Annotated in this window: 1 protein-coding gene and 1 tRNA gene; one reads left to right on the forward strand and one right to left on the reverse strand. The window is 36.7% G+C overall.

Annotated features, from left to right (window positions below; translation table 11 throughout):
- The coding region (gene lepA / locus JGH11_RS19830) for a translation elongation factor 4 (protein WP_201114673.1) at positions 1–1,506 on the reverse strand (1,506 nt) is incomplete at its 3' end.
- A 228-nt stretch (positions 1,507–1,734) separates the two neighbouring features.
- Between lepA and JGH11_RS19835 the strand changes: the two genes are divergently transcribed.
- Positions 1,735–1,819: transfer RNA gene (locus tag JGH11_RS19835), tRNA-Ser, on the forward strand.
- Positions 1,820–1,909: the final 90 nt, after the last annotated feature.

Raw genomic sequence — 1,909 nt, forward strand, 5'->3', positions numbered from 1 at the left:
GTCTATATGTGTCAAAGTAGAGAGGGCGTCTACTGATTCTCCATTGAGCAGAATGTCCAATTTTACAAGTCTGGCCTCACGATAATCGTGCATGTGATAGTCGAAAGATGCGTATCCTTTCGATATACTTTTCAGTTTATCATAAAAGTCGATTACTATTTCGCCTAATGGGATATCGTAGATGATTTCTACACGATCACCCGAAATATATTCTTGTTTTATGAGGATACCACGTTTACCGAGGCACAATGTCATTATCGGCCCTATATAAGTTGTATTTGTGATAACCGATGCACGTATGTAGGGTTCTTCTATATAATCGATCAGAGTAGGGTCGGGGAGTCCTGCCGGATTATGTACTTCTTTAATATTTCCCTTCTTGTCGTGGACTATATATGAAACGTTAGGTACGGTTGTTATAACATCCATGTTGAATTCTCTGTCTAAGCGTTCTTGAATTATTTCCATATGTAATAATCCCAGGAAGCCGCAACGAAAACCGAAGCCTAATGCTACTGATGATTCTGGCTGAAATGTGAGGGACGCATCATTTAGTTGTAGCTTTTCAAGAGATGCACGAAGGTCTTCAAAGTCTTCACTTTCGATAGGATACACTCCGGCAAATACCATCGGTTTCACTTCTTCAAATCCCTCTATTGCTTTTTTGCACGGATTTTTAACGTGAGTAATTGTATCACCTACTTTTACTTCTTTCGATGTCTTGATTCCTGATATGATATAACCTACATCTCCACATTTTACTTCAGCTCTAGGCGACATATCTAATTTGAGAACACCTACTTCATCAGCATCGTATTCTTTGCCTGTCGAGAAAAATTTAACCAAGTCTCCTTTTTTTATAGAACCATTAACGACTTTAAAATAAGCTATAATTCCTCGGAAGGAGTTAAATACAGAATCGAAAATAAGAGCTTGTAGAGGTGCCTCCGCATCTCCTTGTGGGGCTGGGATGCGTTCTATAATAGCATCTATTATATCATAAACACCTTCACCTGTTTTTCCACTAGCTCGGATTATTTCTTCTCGTTTTACGCCTAATAATTCAATAATTTGATCTTCGACTTCGTCTGGCATTGCACTAGGAAGATCTATCTTATTTAAAATAGGAATAATCTCCAAATCGTGTTCTATAGCCATATACAGATTGGATATAGTCTGAGCTTGTATTCCTTGTGCAGCATCTACGATAAGAAGAGCACCTTCACAAGCTGCTATAGAGCGGGATACTTCGTACGAAAAATCTACGTGTCCAGGGGTATCTATAAGATTTAAAATATATTTTTCACCTTTGTACATATATTCCATTTGGATGGCATGGCTCTTTATCGTGATACCACGTTCACGCTCCAAATCCATATTATCAAGTACCTGCGCTTGCATTTCTTTGCCTTCTACGGTTTTAGTATATTCTAAAAGCCTGTCAGCTAAGGTGCTTTTACCATGGTCGATATGTGCAATAATGCAAAAATTACGTATTTTATCCATCTATATTATTTAATTCTTATTGTTTATCTATAATAGTTATAGGTATATTATCCCAATTTAGAGTGCAAATATACAAAAGATATATCAACTTTTAATTACTGACATGGAGAAGGTTTTTGAATTTTCTTTGATGAAAAAATAAAAAAGGTGTTTTTTTATTTTGCAATTAGAAAAAAGTACATATCTTTGCATCGCTTTTAAGGAAAAGCACAGTGTTAGACTAACATTGGAGAGATGGCAGAGTGGTCGATTGCGGCGGTCTTGAAAACCGTTGAACTGCGAGGTTCCGGGGGTTCGAATCCCTCTCTCTCCGCAAACAAGGCTGATAATTAGAGTTTTATGATCAGTAAGGACTAAAAAAGGGACTAAGATTTATTTCTTAGTCCTTTTTATTTATAAAAAT

It is taken from the genome of Dysgonomonas sp. Marseille-P4677 (assembly GCF_016652235.1).
Lineage (GTDB): Bacteria > Bacteroidota > Bacteroidia > Bacteroidales > Dysgonomonadaceae > Dysgonomonas.